We start from the raw sequence: 19,009 nt of genomic DNA on the forward strand, positions 1-19,009 counted from the left end.
AGCATGAGCACCTACAAAGGGCGTGGCATCCACGGCCAGGTCGTCGAGACCATCGGCCGCCGCCTCGTCACCGGGCAGTTCGCCGAGAACGGGCGCATCGACCTGGTCGAGCTGGAGGCCGAGCTGCAGGTGTCCCGCACCGTGGTGCGCGAAGCGCTGAAGGTGCTGGCCGGCAAGGGCCTGGTCGACTCGCGGCAGAAGCGAGGAACGGTGGTACGCCCCCGCAGCGAGTGGAACCTGCTCGATCCCGACGTGATCAGCTGGGAGTTCGAGAACCGGGGCAGCGAGATGCTCGGACAGCTCGCCGAGGTGCGGCAGATGTTCGAACCGGCCGCCGCCGCGCTGGCCGCCGGCCGGCGCACCGACGCCGACCTCGCCGAACTCGAGGCGGCCCTGGAGGACATGACCGCGGCCAGGACCCCGGCCGAGGCGGCCTCCGCCGACCTGCGTTTCCACCGCGCCGTCCTGGCCGCGACCGGCAACGAGCTCCTGGTCCGCATGGAGGTCGTCATCGAGTCCGTGCTCGCGGAACGGGACCGCATCGTCCACGACGTCGTCACCGCCGACGACCCGGTGCCGAGCCACCGCGCTCTGCTCGACGCCATCCGGGCGGGGGACGGCGAAGCCGCCAGAAGCCGCGCGCTCGCGCTCCTCGACAAGTCCATGGCCGACGTCGACCGCGCGGCCCGCCTCCAGGGAGACCGGTGAAGATCACCCGCATCGAAACGTTCCTGGTCCCGCCCCGGTGGCTGTTCTGCCGGGTCGAGACCGACGAGGGACACGTCGGCTGGGGCGAGCCGGTCGTCGAGGGACGGGCCCACTCGGTCAGGGCGGCGGTCGGCGAGATCGCCGAGCTGCTCGTCGGCGCCGACCCGCTGCGCATCGAGGACCACTGGCAGGTCATGACCAAGGGCGGCTTCTACCGCGGCGGGCCGGTGCTCGCCAGCGCCGTCGCCGGCCTCGACCAGGCCCTGTGGGACATCGCCGGCAAGGCGCGCGGCGTCCCCGTCCACGAACTGCTCGGCGGTCCCGTACGCGAACACGTCCGGGCGTACGCCTGGATCGGCGGCGACGAGCCCGGCGAGATCAAGGAGGAGGCCCGGCGCCAGGTGGAGGCGGGCTTCTCCGCGGTGAAGATGAACGCCAGCGGCCGCATGTCCCCCATCGCGGGCCCGGGCGAGATCGACGAGGTCATCGGCCGCGTCGCGGCGGCCCGCGAGGTGCTCGGCCCTGGCCGGGACGTCGCGGTCGACTTCCACGGCCGGGTGTCCTACCCGAACGCCCGGCGGCTGCTGCCGCTGCTCGAACCGCTCACGCCCCTGTTCGTCGAGGAACCGGTCGTGCCGGAGTCCATGTCCCAGGTGCGCAGCCTCGTGGAGGCGTCCAACGTCCCCATCGCGATGGGCGAGCGGCTCTACTCCCGCTGGGACTTCCTGCCGGCCTTCCAGGCGGGCGTCGCCGTGGCACAGCCGGACCTGTCCCACGCCGGCGGCATCTCGGAGGTCCGCCGCATCGCCGCCCAGGCCGAGGTGTTCGGCGCCCTGCTCGCTCCGCACTGCCCGCTGGGACCGATCTCCCTGGCCTCCAGCCTCCAGGTGGCGTTCGCGACCCCCAACTTCCTCATCCAGGAACAGAGCATCGGCATCCACTACAACGACGGCAACGAACTGCTGGACTACCTGGTCGATCCGTCCGTTTTCGCCTTCACCGACGGCCGGATCTCCCGGCCGACCGGGCCGGGTCTGGGCATCGTGGTCGACGAGGCCGCGGTGCGCGAGGCCGACAAGCAGGGCCATACCTGGCGCTCTCCGATCTGGCGCTACCCCGACCGCTCCTTCGCAGAATGGTGACCGGCGTGCAACCACACGATCTGCTCGACCTCCTCAGGACCAGGCGCCTGCTGGCCATCGTCCGCGGCGACGACCCGGCGGCGGCGCTGCGCAGCATCGACGTCCTCGCCGAAGAGGGCGTGACCCTGATGGAGGTCTCGCTCAGCGGCGCCGACGCGCTGTCGGTCATCCGGAAGGCGGCCTCCACCCTGGGCGCGGGCGTGCACCTCGGCGCCGGGACCGTGCTGACCGCGCGGGACGCCGTCGCGGCCCGGGACGCTGGCGCGACGTTCGCCGTCACCCCCGGCCTCGGCGAGGGAGTGGACGAGGCCCTGCGCCTCGGACTGCCCGTGCTCGCCGGGGCGATGACCCCCACCGAGGTCATCGCCGCGACCGCGCGGGGGGCCGCCGCCGTCAAGCTCTTTCCCGCCTCCGCCGGAGGGGTTTCCTACCTGCGCGCGCTGCGCGACCCGTTCCCTGCCGTGCCGTTCGTGCCGGTCGGCGGCGTCGGCCTCGACAGTGTCCACGACTATCTGGAGGCCGGGGCCGTCGCGGTCGGCCTCGGCTCGCCGCTGCTCGGCGACGCCCCGCGCGGCGGCGACCTGGACGACCTGCGCCGCCGGGTCAGGACGGCGCTCGACCTGGTGGACGCTTCATGAGGGCGGACGTCCTGACGATCGGCGAGGCGATGGTGACGGTCCGCTGCGCCGGACCGCTGCGCCTCGGCGGCGACTCGCGGGTGTCCACCGCCGGTGCGGAGGCCAACGTCGCCATCGCCCTGTCCCGCCTCGGGCACACCGCCCGCTGGACCGGCGCCCTCGGGGACGACGAGCCCGGCGAGCTGGTCCTGCGCACGCTGCGGGCCGAGGGCGTGCTGACCGACCACGTCGTGCGGCGTACGGAGGCCCCGACCGGCCTGCTGCTGCGGGACGTGGCCGCCGGGGGCCGGGCCCGGGTGCACTACTACCGCAGGGACTCGGCCGCCTCGACGCTGTCGTGGGACGAAGTGCGTCCCGCCGTCGAGGCGGGTCAGACGGGCCTGCACCTCACCGGCATCACGCCGGCGTTGGGGCCCGCGCCGCTGGAGGCCGTCGCCGCCGCCGCCGAACACGCCCGCGAGGCCGGCGCCTGGGTGAGCCTCGACGTCAACCACCGCTCCCTGCTCTGGTCACGGGAGGCGGCCGTGCGGGCGCTGCGCCCGCTGCTGCCGTACGTCACGGTGCTGATCGCGTCCGACGACGAGCTGGATCTGGTGGCGGACGGCGACGGCGAACGCGACCGCGTTGCGGCCCTGCTGGACGCCGGTGTCGAGGAGGTCGTCGTCAAGCGCGGCGCGGCGGGCGCGAGCTACCACGACGCGCGCGCCTCGTTCGACGTCCCGGCTCGCCGGGTGCCCGTGGTGGACGTCGTCGGCGCGGGCGACGCGTTCACCGCCGGATATCTGTCCGGGCGGCTCGACGGGCTCGACGCGTACGGCCGGCTCGACCGGGCCACCCTGCTCGGCGCCGCCAGCGTGGCCTGCGCCGGGGACTGGGAGGGGCTGCCCACCCGGGCCGAGCTGCCCGCGCTGGCCCTGCCGGACGGGGAGACGCTGCGATGACATCGCCGGAGATGCTGGTCGACGCCGGTCTCGAGCTCGGCGAGGGCGCCCGCTGGCTCGGGGACCGGTGGGTCGTCGTGGACATCCTCGACGGCGCGTTGTACGAGGTCTCAGAAGGAGCCGGCGCGGCCCTGACGCCGCTGCTGCGTACGGGCGGTGAACCGCTGGGCGCGGTCGCCCCGCTCCGGGACCGCCCCGGGCACTGGCTCGCGGCCGTCGGCGAGGGCGTCGCCGTCCTCGGCCCGGACGGCACGGCCCGCTGGCTGGCCCGTCCCGAGGCGGGCAAGAGCGTGCGCTGCCGCATGAACGACGGGGTGGTCGATCCCACCGGCCGGTTCTGGGCCGGCAGCATGGCCTACGACGGCACGCCGGGCGCGGGCAGCCTCTATCGGGTCGATCCCGACGGGACCGTGGTCACCGCCCTGACCGGAGTGACCGTCGCCAACGGGCCCGCGTTCTCCCCGGACGGCACGCGGCTCTATCTGGCCGACAGCGCACGCGGCGTCGTCAGCGCCTATCCCCTGGACCCGCGCACCGGAGCGCTCGGCGCCCCGGAACCGCTCATCCACCTGGACAGCGGAAGCCCGGACGGCATGACGGTGGACGACGAGGGCTTCCTCTGGACGGCGGTCTGGGGCGAGTCGCGCGTCCTGCGCGTCAGCCCGTACGGCGAGGTGGACCGGGTGGTGCACCTGCCGTGTCGGCAGCCGTCGTCCGTGGCGATCGGCGGCGAGGACGGGACACGGCTGCTGGTGACCTCCGCGCGGTACGGCCTCACCGACCCGGCCCCGGCCGACGGAGCGCTGTGGACGTGCGAGGCGGGGGTGACCGCCCCACCGGCCCGCGCCGCCGTCCTGTCCCGCTACCCGGAGTAGACCTCCAGCTCGCCGATCTGGGCGGCGGGCCAGCCGGTGTTGCCGGTCACGGTGATCCCCACATACCGGGCCGAGGTCGCCGGCACCGTGATCGTCACCGTGTTGCCGGATGCCGGGTCGAACGTGTAACCGCCCGGCCCGGCCAGCGTGGTGAACGACGACCCGTTCGTGCTCGCCTGCACCGACAGCGTCTGCGTACGCCTCTCCCAGGCCGTGGCGGGCGGCAGCTTCAGCACCACCCGCCCGACCGTCGCGGCGACACCCAGGTCGACCTGCACCCACTGCGGGAACGCGTTGTTCGGACTCTCCCAATAGCTGTTGGCGTCGCCGTCCACCGCGTTGCCGGAGGCGTAGTTCTGCGTGTGCCCGCTCTCCGACGTCGCCTTCCCCCGCGCGAGGTTCGTGTTCCGGTCCGCGTCGGTCGTCACGGACACGCTGTTCGAGGCGGGTGAGACGTTGCCCGCCGCGTCCCGCGCCGCGACCGTGAACGTGTACGCGGTCGCCGGGCTGAGCCCGGTCACCGTGTGCGTGGTGCCCTGCACGGTGGCCACGACCGTGCTCCCCTGGCGCACCTCGTAGCCGGTCACTCCGGTGTCGTCGCTCGCGGCCGACCACGACAGCGAGACGCTGGTGGCGGTCTTCGCGGTCACGGTCAGGTTGCCCGGCGCGGTGGGGGCCTTCGTGTCACGGTCCCCCGCCGTGCCGTACACCTCCAGCTCGCCGATCTGGGCGGCGGGCCAGCCGGTGTTGCCGGTCACGGTGATCCGCACATACCGGGCCGAGGTCGACGGCACCGTGATCGTCACCGTGTTGCCGGACGCCGGGTCGAACGTGTAGCCGCCCGGCCCGGCCAGCGTGGTGAACGACGAGCCGTTCGTGCTCGCCTGCACCGACAACGTCTGCGTACGCCTCTCCCACGCGGCGGCGGGCGGCAGCTTCAGCACCACCCGCCCGACCGTCGCGGCGGCACCCAGGTCGACCTGCACCCACTGCGGGAACGCGTTGTTCGGACTCTCCCAATAGCTGTTCGCGTCCCCGTCCACCGCGTTGCCGGAGGCGAAGTTCTGCGTGTGCCCGCTCTCCGACGTCGCCTTCCCCCGCGCCAGGTTGGTGTCGCCGCCCCCGCCGATGACGGGCGGCGTCGGGCGTACGGACGTGAGCGCGATCCGGCCCTTGAGCATCCGGCCGCCGTCGCCGGTGAGCCGCAGGTAGTAGTCCGACGAGCAGACCGTGCCGTCCTCGTCCAGCCCGAGGAGACCGGAGCCGACCGGGATCATCGAGGCGTTCTCGGCGGTCTTGGCGATCTGGTTGCCCTCGTTGAACTCGTCGAACATCGAGATGTAGATGCCCTGGGCCCCGGCGCGGACCATGTTGTAGAACTGCCGCCACATGAAGTCGCCGTGCGCCCGCTGCCGCGACTTCACGTCTCCCGGCAGCACGCACGGCTGGTAGTCGATGCCGTGGGCGTCGCAGTACGCCTGGTCGGGGACGTTGAGATTGGCGTAGAACCGGTCGGAGTCGGCCGCGTTGCCGATACGGCCGACCATCCACGGCGAGAGCATGTCCAGGGCGTTGAAGACGTCGATGAACCCCGGCCGGCAGTCCTCCACACCCGTACGCCAGTAGGTGGGCACTCCGCCCATCACGTAACAGCCCTGGGCCTTGAACCAGTTGACCACGTCGAGGCAGGCCGCCGGGTCGGACGGGTGCTTGTCCTCGTTGAACCCGAAGCCCCAGATGCCCACGACCGGCTTGCCGTTCTGGCGCGCGTACGCCGAGGAGGCCGTCAGGGCCGACATCTTGGTCGTCCAGTCGGTCTTGATCTCGGGGTGGAAGTTCGTCCAGCCGGACACGTCGTACATGATGTAGAACTTGCGTCCGTACGTCTCAGCGGCGCTGCGCACCTTGGCGGCCATCGCGTCGCGCGTGGCGCCCTCGCCGCCATTCGGGTTGAAGCGCTGCAGGGCGGCCGTGTCGATCTCGTTGTCCCGCATCCAGCGGAAGTGGGTGTCCACCGTCTGCTGGTCGTAGGAGGAGAACAGCGTGGCGGGCTGCCCGTTGCCGAGGTTGCCGTACGCGGTCGGGTAGGCGTGGGTGAACTCCCGCATGTCGGGCCAGGCCACGATGGCGGTGTTGCCGGGGGAGGGCGCCTGGGACCAGTTCTGGCTCCAGTGCCACCAGCCGTTGATCGGGGCTCCGTCGCCGGGGCAGGCGAACCAGCCCTGGTAGCCGACAGTGATCTTGCCCACCACGTCGCCCGGGCCGCTCGCCGCGCTCGCGGCGGCGGTCAGCGCGGACACCAGCTGACTGGACGACACCGCGGCCAACGCGGATCCGGAGACGACGGACGTGATGAACGTACGGCGTGAGAACGGCACGTGCACTCCTCATGCTGGGCTCATGCTGGGCAGCGTTCGCTGACCGCGCCGTCCTTCCGGAGAGCTCCGGGGACGCCAGGAGGCACGGAGCGGCCCGGGCCGTTTCCGCCCGGCGGACCGCTTGCCGTAATGGTTACCGCGTCCGACTTCTTCGTGCAATAGGCCAAATTTTTGCGACCATTTGCGCCGAAGCTTGCAGGTGTCTTGCCCTCGGCAGCGTCCCGTGAACTCGTTTCCCGACTCGTGTGAAAGACGGGCGACACTACTTCCTTGGGAAGGCCCCCCACATGCCGCTCAGTACGACCCTGTCGGACGCCGCCCTGATCGAACGGTCGTGGCGAGATCCCGAGGATTTCGCCTTGCTGTTCGACAGGCACGCGGGACACATCCACCGTTATGTGGCCCGCCGGCTCGGCGACGACACGGCCGACGACGTCGTCTCCGAGACATTCCTCGCCGCGTTCAGGCAGCGCCGCGACTACGACACCGCCCGTCCTGAGGCCCTCCCCTGGTTGTACGGCATCGCGACCAACTTCATCCGCCGGCATCAGCGCGCCGAGACCCACCGCTACAAGGCGTACGCGAAAGTGGGCGTGCTTCCCGACGCCGACGACGCCGCGGATCAAGCTCTTGAGCGGGCGAGCGCGCATGCCGTACGCCGGCCTCTCGCCCGGGCGCTCGCCTCGCTGAAGGCCCGCGACCGTGACGTCCTCTTACTCGTGGCCTGGGCCGGCCTCACCTACGAGGAGGTCGCCAACGCCCTGTCCATCCCGATCGGAACAGTCCGTTCCCGCCTCAACCGCGCGCGGGCCATCGTCCGCGACGCCCTCGGCAGCACCGACCCCACAACGGAGCAGACCTCATGAACGAGCTGACCGATCTGACCGAACTCCGCGACCTGTTCGCCGACAAGCCGCACCCCACGGCGGACCGCCTCGCCCCCGCCCGTACCGCCCTCCTGGCCCAAGCCCGCACGGAGCGACAGCCCCGGGCCCGGGCGGCCGGCCTGCGGCGCCTGATGCTGGCGGGCGGCCTGGTCGCGGCGATGGCCGGAGGAGCGATCCTCGTCCAGACGCTCACCCCCTCCGCGCCCGCGAGCGCCGCCGAGGTCCTGAGGCTGGCGGCCGAGGCCGCGACCGCCACCTCGTGGCCGGAGCCCCGGGACGACCAGTACTTCCACTACGAGCTGATCGCGTATTCGCGCGCCGAGAACGGGGTGCCCACCGTCGTTCCGCGCCACATCACGGGCGAGATCTGGGCATCCGTCGACGGCTCCCGCCCCGGGCTCCTCTGGCACAAGCCGGCGAAGTCCGTCCCCCGGGGCAACGAGTACAAGGAACTCCTGACCCGGTGCCCCTGGCGGCCCGGCCTCGCCTACGCCGACCTCCGCAGGTGGCCGACCGACCAGGAGCAGCTCCGGCGCAAGCTGGCCGAACGCGGTAACGAGTCGGTCGGCGGCAAGGACGCCGCGACCCAGATCTGGTACGGCGCCGTCAGCGTCCTCGGCGCCCCGGTGCCGCCCACGCTGCAGGCGGCCATCTTCGAGATCACCGCGACCCTGCCGGGCATCGAGATGGAAGAACTGAAGGACGCCACCGGCAAATCGGGCATCGCCGTGACCTGGGTAGACCACCGGGGCCGCGAATCGCTCATCTTCGACAAGACCTCCTATGTCTTCCTCGGAGGCCAGGAACTCGCGCCGGGGCGAGGGCGTGAACTCTGGTCCATGACCCGTCCGCGGATCACCGACGTACTTCCGGCCTGGTCCACGTCCGTGAAGCGGAGAAGCTGCGACTGAGCCTGCGCTCACCGGACGACGGGCACCGTCCTGCCGGCCGCCCTGTACGGCTGAACTCGTCGCCGTCGCCCGGACCTGTGTCATCTGACGAGCTGGAACATCGCGGCCAGTTCCGTGGCCAGGTCCGCGACACCCCGAGAGCCGTCGACGGAAAGGACCGGCAGCTCGAGTTCGCGGGCCTGGCGTCGCACCTCCTCGTCCCAGAGCCGGTCACGGGCCAGTCGCTTGGCCAGGGCGACGGCGTGGTCACCGTTTCCCCAGTTGGCACGCGCTCGCGCGGGATCGGCGAACCGGTCGCCCAGCGCACGGGCCCGGAATTCGGGCGTCGGCAGGAGGAAGACGGCATGCCCCGGCCGGGTGAGCAGCGGCGCGACCTCCCTCGGCAGCGTACGGAAGTCGTCGACGAGGACGGAACGGTCGGCGGGCAGGGCGAGCAGGTCGTCGAGGACGAAGCCGAAAGTCTCACCGTGCAGGCTGGGCATGGCGTGGAAGATCTCCTCGGCGGTACGGCTCGCCCATCTGTCCTCCGTGGGCGTTCGCAGCAACGTCCACAGGTAGGGCTGTCGCCGCGGGTCACACCTGTGGACATAGCCGAGTTCGGCGCGGTCGCCGTCGTACACGAGTACGTCATGCCGTTCGGCCAGGGCCCGGGTGACGGTGCTCTTGCCTGCTCCGGCGCCGCCGGCGATCCAGCGGACATGCGCGAGCCGACGGCGGATGTCGGCGATGGAGAGCCGGTCTGTCATGCCTGGCAGTCTCACAAACGCGGTCGGAGCCGGTCCAGGACCGCGGCGGCCGTCAGCAGGTGGGCCGGTAGTCCACCGTGGGGAAGTGGGCGGCCCACTCCGCACGGGTGAGGTCGCGGCCGATCTCCGCGCAGAGCTTCCCCACGAGCGGGCCGGGCCGCAGCTCCCAGCGGACGATCCTGCCGTCCTCACCGCCCGAGATCAGGTCTCCGTCCGCGGTGAAGGCCAGGCCCCTGATCGGAGCGGTGTGCCCGGTCAGCGTGGCCGCCGGCCGCCTGGTCGCCAGGTCCCAGACCATGATCGTGCGGTCGTCCCCCGCGGACGCGAGCGAACGGCCGTCCCGGCTGAAGGCGAGGGCCTGGACGGGGGCGGTGTGGCCGGTCAGCGTGGCGTACGACGCCCCGGTCCTGGTGTCCCAGAGCTTCACGGTGCGGTCGGCGCCCGCCGTGGCGATGGACCCGCCGTCCGGGCTGAAGGCGACGTCGAGCACCGAGCCCTGCCTGGTCCTGAGGGCGCGCACCTCCCGGTCCCGGGCGAGGTCCCGGACGACCAGGTCGCCGGCGGGTCCTGTGGTGGCGAGCAGCGGCTCGCGGGGGCTGAACGCCAGCGCCGAGACGAGATATCCACCCGGGATCGGCACCTCGACCGGCTTGCCCGGATCGCGGACGTCCCAGCGGAACCGGCCGAGCGCGGTGGCGACGAGGAAGCGCCCGCGCGGGTCGAAACCGACGTCGGTCGACGCGCCGAGCCCCCGGTACGCGGCCGTGCCGAGCCTCCGTCCGCTGCCGACGTCCCAGAGGGTGAGCGTGTGGCTGCGGGTGACGGTCGCGAGCAGGCGGCCGTCCGGGCTGAAGGCGACGGCCCGGACGTGATCGGGGTGGTCGCCGAGCGTGGCGATCGGGTTTCCGCGCACGTCCCACAGCCGGACGGTCCTGTCGCTGCTCGCGGAGGCCACGAGCCGGCCGTCCGGGCTGATCTCGATGTCGTTCACGGCCTGGTTGTGTCCGCTGAACGGAGGAACGGCGTGCTCCCTGACCACGATGGTCCGGCCCAGCCCGGCCGAGGCGAGCATCGAGCCGTCGGCGCTCAGGGCGAGGGACAGCGTCTCGGTGCGGCTTCTGTCCTGGTAGGTCTCGACGGGCTGCCGTCGTGCCACGTCCCAGATCGTGATCAGGCCGTCCTCGTCGGCGACGGCGATCCGGCCGGCGACCGGAGCGGACATGTCCCAGGTGTACGGCGACCGCTTGGGCAGCCCCGGCAGGCGCGTCACGTGGTCGTGAGCGATCCGCCAGAACCGCACGCCGTAGTGCGACGATCCCGTGGCGAGGATCCCGCCGGCGGGATCGAAGCCCAGCCTGTGGACGTTCACGGCGTCGAGCGCCGCGACCTTCGCCCCGGAGGCGGCGTCCCACACGAGGGGTTTCTCGGTTCCGCCCGTCGTCGACACCAGGAACGCACGGTCGGGGCTGAAGGCAAGGGCCACGACCTCCTCCCGGTGTCCCTTCAGGGTGCGCATGCTCCCGTCGCGCAGGTCCCACAGCTCGACCGCGCCCTTGCCCGCCCCGACGGCGATCCGCGTCCCGTCGGGGCTCAGCGCCATCGCGTCGGTGAGCCGCTCCCGCTGCCGCTGGAACACGGGCCTGCGCGAGGCCAGGTCCCACACGACGACCACGCCCCTGCTCGATTCGAGCGCGGCGTCCCTGACCACGGAGGCGAGCAGCCTGCCGTCGCGGCTGAACGCCGCCGCCCTGGCGTGGATCTCCCCCGGTCCCGTCCGGGGCAGCGGCCCGGGGAAGACGGCCACGCGGGTGCGGGTACGCAGGTCCCAGAGGCCGACGGCTCCGTCGGTGCCGGCCGCGGCCAGCCGCGACCCGTCCGGGGCGAACGCCAGCCCGAAGACGGCGGGCCCTTCCACGTTGAGCTCGGTCCGTCGGCGCGCGGCGGCCGACACGCTCAGCAGGGCGCCCCGCGTCTCGGCCTCCGGGTCGAGCCGGTACGCCGCGATCGCCAGCAGGCCGGCGAGGTCGGGATCGGTGGCGAGGAGCGACCGGGCCTGCAGTGACTGCTGCCGCGACAGGGCGACCACCTGCTGGTGGCCGGCCTCCCTGCCCTGCCGTACGGCGACGCCGCCGCCGAGCAGGGCGAGCAGGAAGAGCGCGGCCATCCCGGCCAGCAGGCGTTGCAGCAGCCGGGTGCGGCGCCGCGCCGCGGTGCGCTCGCCGTCCTCCAACGCGCGGCTGGCCCGCAGGAAGGCGCTTTCGATGTCGTTGAGCTCCTGCGGGTGGTCCTCCGCCCAGCTTCCGGCCACGAGAAGCTGGGCGCCCCGATACAGGGCGCCCGGGTCGCGGTCCAGCTCCCGCCACGTCTGCGCGGCGTCGGTGAGCCGCCGGTGGACGAGCAGGTTCTCCCGGTCGTCGGTAAGCCAGCGGTGGAGCCGCGGCCAGGCCCTGATCAGCGCCTCGTGCGCGACGTCGACCGTCTCCTCGGCGAGGACGACGAGCCGCGCGGCGGCGAGCCGGTCGAGCACGCGGGCGGTGACGCCGGGGTCGGCCACGCCGACGAGTTCCGTACGGGAGATGGGACGCCTGGTGTCCTCCGTGCCGTCTCCCAGCGCGGTCAGCCGCAGGAAGATTCTGCGGGCGGCCTGCCGTTCGGCCGGGGCGAACTCGCCGAAGACCCGTTCCGCGCTCTGTGCGATGGCCCCGCGTACGCCGCCGGCCGCCTGGTAGGCCGCCAGCGTGAGCCTCGGGCCGGTGGCGTTCCGCCAGGTTTCCAGCAGCGCGTGCGAGACCAGCGGCAGGCTGCCCGGCTCCTCGGCGGCGTCGGCCAGCACCGTGGCCAGCAGGTCGGGTTCCACGGTGAGCCCCGCCCGGGCGGCGGGCCGTACGACGATCTCCTGGAGGTCCGGAGACGACACCGGCCCGACGAGCATCTGCGCCTCGCCGCCGAGCGCCTCGACCAGGGCGGGGTGCTGGGTCAGGTGGGCGAGGAAGTCGGCGCGGACGCCGAGCACGAGGACGGCGCGGCGGCCGGCGTCGGGTTCGGTGCCGAGGGCGACGCCGAGGACGGCCTCGACGAACCGGCGGCGCTCCCCGTCGTCGGCGCACAGCGTGAAGATCTCCTCGAACTGGTCCACCACCAGCAGCAGGCGGGTCTCCGGTACGCCGCGGAGCGCGACGGCGAGCGCATCCGAATCGCGGGCGAGGTCGTCGCGCAGGGCCACCGGGTCGCCGTCTGACGCCTTGGCCACCACGTCGGCCAGCGCGTCCAGCGGGTGTTCCCCCGGCGTCATGAGGAGTCCCCGCCACGGCGCCGCCTCGCCGTACTCGCCGGAGGCGGACCCCAGCAGGCCGGCGCGCAGCAGGGACGACTTGCCGCTCCCCGACGCGCCGAACACGCCGACCACGGGAAGCCGGTCGACCAGTTCGCGGAGCCGGTCGACCAGGTGGGAACGGCCGAAGAACCAGTCCGCGTCCTCCGGCTGGAACGCCGTCAGGCCCCGGTAGGGGCAGTCGTCCGTCTTGCGCCGCTCCGCCTGCGGGGGCGGGGCCAGGGCGGGGAGGAGGTCCTCGTCGCCCCGGAGCATCGCCTCGTGCAGACGCTGGAGCACGGGGCCGGGTTCGATGCCGAGCTGGGCGTTCAGGACGTCGCGCGTTGCGCGGAAGACCTCGAGCGCCTCGACCTGGCGCCCGGACCGGTACAGCGCGAGCATGAGATGCCCCTGCAGGCTCTCCCGGTAGGGATGCTCCCTGGTGAGGTCGGCGAGTTCGGCGGCCACCTCGGCGTGCCGGCCCAGAGCGAGCTCGGCCTCCGCCAGCCGCTCGTACACCACGAGCCGCGACTCCTCCAGCCGCCGGGCCTCGTCGGCGACGAGCGCGCAGTCGGCGAACTCCGCGAACGCCGGCCCCCGCCACAGGTCGAGCGCCGCGCGAAGCCCGTCCCGAGCGGATTCGAGGTCTCCCCGGTCCAGGGCCGCGCCCGCCTGCGCGGCGAGGCCGCGAAACCGCGCCGCGTCGAGCGCGTCGGGGATGATCGCGTAGCCGCCCGGCCGTCCGGGCAGGACGTGGGCGCCGTACGCCCGCCGCAACTGATGGACGTAGAGGTGGATGTTGCGCCGCGCGGACGCGGGCGGCCGGTCACCCCAGACGGCGGCGATCAGCCAGTCGACGGACACCGGCTGGCCCGCCTTCGACAGCAGCGCGGCCAGGGTGAGCCGCAGTTTCGGCGCTCCACCGACAGGGACCAGGTGCCCATCGCGGGAAACGCTGAGCGGCCCCAGGACGTGAAATTCCACTCGGATTCCGCCTCTGTCGGACACCGGGAGTGAAGAATCCAGGATCATCGCCCGATTTGTCAATCATCAGTCAGGGCGGCGGCTCCGGGCCGATCGAGGGCCGTCCGCCGGGCGGCGAATGCGCCCCTACCAGGGGTTATACGCAAGAAGCCCTCCCGTACGGCCGGAGCGTGGGTAGGATCCGGCCACGTGACCGAAGCGCAGCCCGTAATTCGGCAGGTGTCCTCCCGAATCGTCTACAGCAACCCGTGGATGACGGTCCGAGAGGACGCGATCGAGCACCCTGACGGCTCTCCCGGCCTGTACGGATACGTGGTCAGGCCCGACTTCGTCCTGGTCGTTCCGGAAGAGGACGACGGCTTCCACATCGTGGAGGAGTACCGATACCCGATCGGCCGCCGCTCGTGGAGTTTCCCCCAGGGGACGGCCGAGGCGGACACCCGTGAGGACGAGGCCCGGCGCGAGCTGGTGGAGGAGGCCGGGCTCCGGGCCGGCACGCTGCGTTATCTCGGGCGCATGGACAACGCCCACGGGATGACCGACCAGGGGCTGCACGTGTACGTGGCCACCGGCCTCACCAAGGGCGAGCCCCGCCGCGAGCACACCGAGCAGGACATGCGCCAGCGGTGGGTGCACCGCACCGAGTTCGAGCAGATGATCCTCGACGGCGCCGTCAGCGACTCGTCGTCCATCGCCGCCTACATGCTCTGGCGGCTGCGCCGGCCGTAGCCGTAGGGCCGTGTCGTTTCTCGTGTCGTTTCCGTACAAGACCCGCGCGGGCGTTCCCGCCTAGGCTCCCATTCACAGCCACCGTCATACGGCACAAGGAGCGGAGCAACATGGCCAGGATCGTCGCCAACTTCTTCATCTCGCTGGACGGCGTCGTCGAGTCGCCCGACCAGTGGCACTTCCCGTACTGGAGCGACGAGATGGGTGCCGTGGTCCAGGCGGGCATGCAGAACTCGGCCGGGATGCTGATGGGCCGCAGGCTGTACGAGGAGTGGTCCGCCTACTGGACGACGACGGACCAGGACCCGGAGATCGCCGAGGCCTTCAACAACGCCCCCAAGTACGTCGTGTCGACCACCCTGGAGAAGGCGGACTGGAACAACACCACCGTCGTCAACGGCGACGTCGCGGCCAGGCTGCGCGAGCTCAAGGAGCGGATCGAGGGCGGCGACCTCCAGATGTCCGGCAGCGCGACGACCGTGCGGTGGCTGCTCGCCAACGGGCTGCTCGACGAGCTGAACCTGCTCGTCCACCCGATCGTCGTCGGCCACGGGCAGCGACTGTTCGAGGACACTCCCACGCACAAGCTGAAGCTGGTGAAGTCCGAGACGTTCAAGACCGGCGTGCTCAACCTGAGGTACGTCCCGGACGCCGGCTGACGGCGCGCGTCAGATGTAGTAGCCCTCCACGGGTACGCGCGCCTCGTCGAAGAGCGCCGGCCCCTCCTGCCGGAAGGACGACGGAGCGGCCGGCGGCTTGAGCCCGCCCAGTTGGTCGCCGGAGAGCGCGAAGACGACCCGGCCGAGTCCGGAGCGTTCGATGGCGCCCGCGCACATGCCGCACGGCTGGCAGCTCGTGTACATGGTGACACCGGCCGCGGCGGCAGGGTCGAGCTCGCGGGCGGCCCAGCGCGCGAGCTTCAGCTCGGGATGGGCGGTGATGTCGGCCTCCGTCAGCGTGGTGTTGCGCTCCTCGGCGAGCACGTCGCCGTCCGGGCCCACCAGCAGCGAGCCGAACGGCGGGTTGCCGCCCGCTCGTGCCTCGGCGGCCAGCTCGATCGCCCTGCGCAGGAACTTCTCGTCGTCGGGTGTCATGAATGCTCCTTCGTGTACGCGGCGGCCACCGTTTCGAGCGTGTGCCACGCCGCCTCCGGATGGTTCGTCTCATCGGGGTCCCCGCTGAAGGGGTCGAGCAGGACGGTCTCGGCGCCCAGGAGGCGCAGCCGTTCCAGGTCGTCCATGACCTGGTCGAGGGTGCCCTCGCCGGCCCGGCGTCCCTCACCGGTCACCGGGGTGCCGGTAAGCCGCAGCAGGATGCGCGGGGCGAACGCCGGGACGGGGCGCCCCAGATCCTCCGCGATGGCGGCCAGCCGGCCCACCCGCTCGTCCACCCAGGGGAGGGTGAAGCGCAGCGGGTGCCACGCGTCGCCGAGGAGCACCGCCCTGCGGAGGGCGGCGTCGCTGCCGCCGCCGACCCAGATCGGGATGTGCCCGGCCCGGTAGTCCTCCTCGTCCTGCCAGGCCAGGCGCATCGCCCGCAGGTGCTCGTCGGTCAGCGCCCCGCGCCGCCCGTACGGCACGCCGAGCGCCTCGAACTCCTGCCGGGCCCAGCCCACGCCGACTCCGAGGACCAGCCGTCCCCCGCTGAGCTGCTGGAGGTTGGCCGCCATCCGGGCGGTCAGCAGCGGGTGCCGGTAGGGCAGGATCAGCACGGTGGTGCCCAGCCTGATCCTGGTGGTGATCCCGGCGAGCCAGGACAGCGTGGTGAAGGGCTCGTAGAACGGCGCTGGATACTGCTCGGCCACGTCGGGGGTCACCACGACGTGATCGGAGACCATGAGCAGGTCGAACCCGAGCCCCTCCACCGTCTCGGCCCAGCCCCGCAGCACGCCGGGGCGGGTGCCCGGCCCGAAGTTCGGGACGTTGACGCCAAATTTCACCGGACCAGCCTATTCAGGCGATCAGGCCGTCCGGAAGAAAGAACCCCCTGGTTAGGGGCGGTTTCGCCGTGGATTCCACGGTATATTCGGCCGATGGCCGAGAGTCTTGACGCGACGGACTGGTCGATCCTGGCCGAGCTGCAGCGCGACGGCCGCGTACCGCTCACCGAGCTGGCCCGGCGGGTGAGCCTCAGCGCCTCCGCGACCACCGAGCGGGTGCGGCGCATGGAGGCGGCCGGCGTCATCAGTGGCTACCGCGCGGTCGTCGACCTGGGAAAGGCCGGATACGCCGTGCTCGCCGTGGTGCGGCTGAAATATCCGGGCAGCCGGCACGAGCCGCTGCACCGGCTGCTCGGTGAGCGTACGGAGATCCTGGAGTGCCTGCGCACCACCGGCGACGACTGCTACACGCTCAAGGTCGCCGCGACCTCCATGGCCCACCTGGAGAAGGTGGTGGACGAGCTCGCGCAGTTCGGCAGCACTACCACCAACATCGTCTACAGTGAGACCCTCCCGTATCGGGGACCGCACGCCCCGTGACATCGCACGGGTGGGCGAGGGTCCCGAGCCACGGCCGGCGGCGCTCAGGACGAGACCGCGACGGGACGGCCGAAGGTCGACGGGTCGTCGAGGCGGTCCACCACGAAGGCGGCCAGATCGGCACGGGAGGTCCGGTTGCCGACACGCCCGGTCGCGCCGATCGAGACGCGCGGACGGCCCGTGCCCGGCCGGTCTGTCAGGCCGGTCGGCCGCACCGCCGTCCACCTGAGGCCGCTCCCGGCGAGCAGCTCTTCCATCTGGGCCATGTCGGCGTACGTGTCCCGCATCAGGCGATGCAGGACACGTCCGAGCAGCCGGGTTCCCGGTCCGGCGTCCGCCGGGACCGATAGACCGGCGGACGAGATCACCATGAGACGGGCGTCCGGCGGCAGCGCCGCGATGATCGCGGCCGTCCCCGCCGAGTAGACGGTGGTGGGTCCGCGCCCGGCCGAGCCGAGCGCGGAGACCACGATGTGCAGTCCGGCCAGGGCTTCGCGGAGCGCGCCGGGGTCGAGCACGTCGGCGGCGCGGCGGGTGAGGCGCGGATGGTCGAGGCCGAGGTTCTCGGGGCGGCGGGCGACGGCGGTCACGTGGTGCCCGGCCGCCAGGGCGCGTTCGACGACGAGACGGCCGGTGCGGCCGGTGGCACCGACGACGGCGAGACGGGCCATGGGGGTCCTCCTCCGGTCGGTCGTGATCAGGCGGCGGGCTTGGTGGCGGGCTGGACCCTGAACGAGATGGCCTCCATGAGGGCCTTGTGCTTGGTGTTCTGGAAGGCGGCCACCTTCCAGTCGCCGTCCGCCTGGCGGACCAGCGTGTAGGTCTGGATCTTGCCGAGCTTGCCGGGCCTGCCCTTGTGGACGTCGCCGCGGGTGACGACCAGGGCGGTGTCCGGGCCGGTGAAGCGGATGCCGACGATCTCGCAGGCGAGCCGGGTGCCCTTGAGGAAGCTCTCGAACAGGGCCTGGTGGGCGCTGCCGATCTCGGCGCCGCCGACGTAGAGGGTGCCGACGTAGGTGATGTAGGTGGCGTCCGCGGTGAACTCGGCGCCGTAGGCGGCGCCGTCCCCGGCGTTCCAGGCGGCGGTGAGACGGTCCAGAACGGCGGTGACGGCGGCGGTGACGGCGGCGGTGTCGGCGGCGATGGAGGCGTTCATGACCCATACCCTCTCATGATAGCTTCTTTGGAGCATTTGCTTCTCAGAAGATTTCTCTTCTCTGAGGAAGAGATTAGTGAAGGGGTGAGGACGTGTCAACAGCCGAGGACGCGGGAGCGGTGTACCGGCGCTACCTCAGCGCCGTGATGCTGCACGGTCACGCCGGCGCCAAGGCCGTCGGCCTGGGCGCGACCGACCTGTACGCGCTGAACATCCTGGGGCTCGGCGGCGCGATGACCCCCGGCGAGCTCGGCCGGCGCACCGGCCTGACCACCGGGCCCACGACCCGGCTGATCGACCGCCTTGAGCAGGCGGGCTACGTGCGCCGCGCGCCCGACCCGGACGACCGCCGCAAGGTCATCGTCGAACTCGTCGCCCAGCCCGGCGGCCTCGACGAGGCCCTGGCCCCGGCCCGCCAGAAGATCGGCGCCATCGTCCAGGGCTACTCGCCCGAACAGCGGGCCGTCCTGTTCGACTACTTCGCCCGTGCCGCCGACGCATACCTGGAGGCGACCGCGGAGCTCCACGGCAGACGGACCGATTGACGGACGGCGACGGGCCGGGACGCGCCGGACCCGGTCATGCCTCCTGTGTCAGTCCGGCCGATCTCGCGACGGCGGCGCAGCGGTCCTCGCCGGGGGCCGCCCCGGTCGCGGCGTGCTCCAGCAGCGCCCGGAGGACACGCCGGTCCTCGGGCGGGAGGGTGGAGAGCAGCTCCTCTTCGGCCTGCGCGACCCGCGCGTCCACTTCGGCGAGGACCCGCCGGCCGTGGTCGGTCGGCACGATGCGCCGCGCCCTGCGGTCGGACGGGTCCTGCCGGCGCTCCAGGAGATCGCACCCCTCGAACTTGTCGAGCAGATAGGTCATGACCGTGCGGTCGATGCCGAGGCGGGCGGCGAGCGCGGCCTGCGTGGGCGGGGCGTCGTGCACGACCGCGGAGAGCACCTGGTAGCCGCGCACCCCGTGCGGCAGGTCGCGTGAAGCCTCCTCGACCCGCGCGCTCCACTCCCGCAGCAGCACGGTGAGGGACCACCCGAGCACGGAACCGTGCGATGACGAACCCTGCGACGACGACGTCGTGGATTCGGCTGGTTCGAGGGTGGTCACATCGTCCACTCTAACCCC

General features: G+C 72.3%; 19 protein-coding genes. 11 read left to right on the top strand and 8 right to left on the bottom strand.

What is annotated here, in order from left to right; translation table 11 throughout:
- The first annotated feature begins 3 nt into the window (after positions 1–3).
- Genes Msi02_RS29790 through Msi02_RS29810 form a run of 5 tightly spaced genes read left to right on the top strand, consistent with a single transcriptional unit; the run spans position 4 to position 4,304 of the window.
- Positions 4–708, top strand: a complete 705-nt coding sequence (locus Msi02_RS29790) for a FadR/GntR family transcriptional regulator (RefSeq protein ID WP_079313466.1) — start codon at positions 4–6, stop codon at positions 706–708.
- Positions 705–1,850: a galactonate dehydratase gene (gene dgoD, locus Msi02_RS29795; protein WP_204051301.1), complete on the top strand. Its 1,146-nt coding sequence runs from the start codon at positions 705–707 to the stop codon at positions 1,848–1,850. The genes Msi02_RS29790 and dgoD overlap by 4 nt, the downstream gene beginning before the upstream one ends.
- Before the next feature lie 5 nt (positions 1,851–1,855).
- Complete coding sequence (locus Msi02_RS29800; RefSeq protein ID WP_204051302.1) at positions 1,856–2,488, top strand: bifunctional 4-hydroxy-2-oxoglutarate aldolase/2-dehydro-3-deoxy-phosphogluconate aldolase; 633 nt, start codon at positions 1,856–1,858, stop codon at positions 2,486–2,488.
- Positions 2,485–3,429 (top strand): sugar kinase, encoded by a 945-nt coding sequence (locus Msi02_RS29805; protein WP_204051303.1) that lies wholly within the window; start codon positions 2,485–2,487, stop codon positions 3,427–3,429. The genes Msi02_RS29800 and Msi02_RS29805 overlap by 4 nt, the downstream gene beginning before the upstream one ends.
- On the top strand, positions 3,426–4,304 hold the full coding sequence (locus Msi02_RS29810) for an SMP-30/gluconolactonase/LRE family protein (protein ID WP_239108804.1): 879 nt from the start codon (positions 3,426–3,428) through the stop codon (positions 4,302–4,304). The genes Msi02_RS29805 and Msi02_RS29810 overlap by 4 nt, the downstream gene beginning before the upstream one ends.
- On the opposite strand, the gene Msi02_RS29815 is transcribed toward Msi02_RS29810, so the two are convergent.
- Positions 4,292–6,682, bottom strand: coding sequence for a galactose-binding domain-containing protein (locus tag Msi02_RS29815; protein ID WP_204051304.1), 2,391 nt, complete (start codon positions 6,680–6,682; stop codon positions 4,292–4,294). The genes Msi02_RS29810 and Msi02_RS29815 overlap by 13 nt on opposite strands.
- Before the next feature lie 287 nt (positions 6,683–6,969).
- Here Msi02_RS29815 and Msi02_RS29820 point away from each other — a divergent pair, with 287 nt between their 5' ends.
- Positions 6,970–7,548: an RNA polymerase sigma factor gene (locus Msi02_RS29820; protein WP_204051305.1), complete on the top strand. Its 579-nt coding sequence runs from the start codon at positions 6,970–6,972 to the stop codon at positions 7,546–7,548.
- Positions 7,545–8,480, top strand: coding sequence for a CU044_5270 family protein (locus Msi02_RS29825; protein WP_204051306.1), 936 nt, complete (start codon positions 7,545–7,547; stop codon positions 8,478–8,480). Before Msi02_RS29820 ends, Msi02_RS29825 begins: the two co-directional genes overlap by 4 nt.
- A gap of 80 nt (positions 8,481–8,560) precedes the next feature.
- On the opposite strand, the gene Msi02_RS29830 is transcribed toward Msi02_RS29825, so the two are convergent.
- Positions 8,561–9,226, bottom strand: a complete 666-nt coding sequence (locus Msi02_RS29830; protein WP_204051307.1) for a hypothetical protein — start codon at positions 9,224–9,226, stop codon at positions 8,561–8,563.
- Positions 9,227–9,278: 52 nt separating this feature from the next.
- Complete coding sequence (locus Msi02_RS29835) at positions 9,279–13,520, bottom strand: nSTAND1 domain-containing NTPase (RefSeq protein WP_204051308.1); 4,242 nt, start codon at positions 13,518–13,520, stop codon at positions 9,279–9,281.
- A 189-nt stretch (positions 13,521–13,709) separates the two neighbouring features.
- Here Msi02_RS29835 and Msi02_RS29840 point away from each other — a divergent pair, with 189 nt between their 5' ends.
- Together Msi02_RS29840 and Msi02_RS29845 are read left to right on the top strand one after the other, a co-directional pair.
- The gene (locus Msi02_RS29840; RefSeq protein WP_239108805.1) at positions 13,710–14,249 is read left to right on the top strand and encodes an NUDIX domain-containing protein; all 540 of its coding nucleotides are present in this window, start codon (positions 13,710–13,712) and stop codon (positions 14,247–14,249) included.
- Positions 14,250–14,359: 110 nt separating this feature from the next.
- Positions 14,360–14,908, top strand: coding sequence for a dihydrofolate reductase family protein (locus Msi02_RS29845; protein WP_204051309.1), 549 nt, complete (start codon positions 14,360–14,362; stop codon positions 14,906–14,908).
- A gap of 9 nt (positions 14,909–14,917) precedes the next feature.
- Here Msi02_RS29845 and Msi02_RS29850 read toward each other — a convergent pair whose 3' ends face one another.
- Together Msi02_RS29850 and Msi02_RS29855 are read right to left on the bottom strand one after the other, a co-directional pair.
- Complete coding sequence (locus tag Msi02_RS29850; RefSeq protein ID WP_204051310.1) at positions 14,918–15,343, bottom strand: nucleoside deaminase; 426 nt, start codon at positions 15,341–15,343, stop codon at positions 14,918–14,920.
- Positions 15,340–16,188, bottom strand: a complete 849-nt coding sequence (locus tag Msi02_RS29855; protein WP_204051311.1) for a TIGR03619 family F420-dependent LLM class oxidoreductase — start codon at positions 16,186–16,188, stop codon at positions 15,340–15,342. Before Msi02_RS29855 ends, Msi02_RS29850 begins: the two co-directional genes overlap by 4 nt.
- 93 nt (positions 16,189–16,281) lie before the next feature.
- On the opposite strand from Msi02_RS29855, the gene Msi02_RS29860 reads away from it, so the two are divergent.
- On the top strand, positions 16,282–16,728 hold the full coding sequence (locus Msi02_RS29860; RefSeq protein ID WP_079313475.1) for an Lrp/AsnC family transcriptional regulator: 447 nt from the start codon (positions 16,282–16,284) through the stop codon (positions 16,726–16,728).
- 44 nt (positions 16,729–16,772) lie between these two features.
- Here the strand turns inward: Msi02_RS29860 and Msi02_RS29865 are convergent, their stop codons facing one another.
- Positions 16,773–17,399: an NAD(P)-dependent oxidoreductase gene (locus tag Msi02_RS29865; protein WP_204051312.1), complete on the bottom strand. Its 627-nt coding sequence runs from the start codon at positions 17,397–17,399 to the stop codon at positions 16,773–16,775.
- Between the two features lie 26 nt (positions 17,400–17,425).
- A complete protein-coding gene (locus Msi02_RS29870; RefSeq protein ID WP_079313477.1) occupies positions 17,426–17,884 on the bottom strand; it encodes an SgcJ/EcaC family oxidoreductase in 459 nt (152 codons plus the stop codon).
- Between the two features lie 92 nt (positions 17,885–17,976).
- Between Msi02_RS29870 and Msi02_RS29875 the strand changes: the two genes are divergently transcribed.
- Positions 17,977–18,429, top strand: coding sequence for a MarR family winged helix-turn-helix transcriptional regulator (locus tag Msi02_RS29875; RefSeq protein ID WP_239108806.1), 453 nt, complete (start codon positions 17,977–17,979; stop codon positions 18,427–18,429).
- Between the two features lie 34 nt (positions 18,430–18,463).
- Here Msi02_RS29875 and Msi02_RS29880 read toward each other — a convergent pair whose 3' ends face one another.
- Positions 18,464–18,991 (bottom strand): MarR family winged helix-turn-helix transcriptional regulator, encoded by a 528-nt coding sequence (locus tag Msi02_RS29880; protein WP_239108807.1) that lies wholly within the window; start codon positions 18,989–18,991, stop codon positions 18,464–18,466.
- Positions 18,992–19,009 lie beyond the last annotated feature (18 nt).

The organism is Microbispora siamensis, assembly GCF_016863095.1.
Taxonomy (GTDB): Bacteria; Actinomycetota; Actinomycetes; order Streptosporangiales; family Streptosporangiaceae; genus Microbispora; species Microbispora siamensis.